This is a genomic window from Vibrio sp. 10N.222.55.C6 (assembly GCF_041473395.1).
In the GTDB taxonomy this organism is placed as follows: Bacteria; Pseudomonadota; Gammaproteobacteria; order Enterobacterales; family Vibrionaceae; genus Vibrio; species Vibrio crassostreae_C.
In genome coordinates, this window is the sequence record NZ_JBFRSD010000253.1 from 1 (window position 1) to 317 (window position 317).

General features: G+C 43.8%; 1 protein-coding gene. It reads right to left on the reverse strand.

Annotated features, from left to right (window positions below):
• Positions 1 to 41 precede the first annotated feature (41 nt).
• The coding region (locus tag AB4486_RS23520) for a glycine betaine ABC transporter substrate-binding protein (RefSeq protein WP_372118975.1) at positions 42 to 317 on the reverse strand (276 nt) is incomplete at its 5' end.

Here is a 317-nt window from a genome sequence, read left to right on the forward strand (position 1 = left end):
GGGTAATGCAGACATCTAACTGCACTACCACGGCTGAAAGGTTAAATCAGGCCTTTCTCAATCAACCAATCATGTGTCACTTGATCTTGTGTTTTACCTTCACGGCAAACTTTGTAATCCAGCTCTGCGATGATGTCGTTCGAGAAACGTAGCGAATCCAACTTCTGAATCTGTTGTTCGCTGAACAGGTGCTTCTTATCATCTCTTAAAAGAAGTACCGCTCTATCAACAATTCCGAGTAGGCCTTTTGGTTCTTTGAGCTCCCGAATATCGTAACGATAGTGCAAAAACTGAGGTTTCCACAGTGGCACTACCAC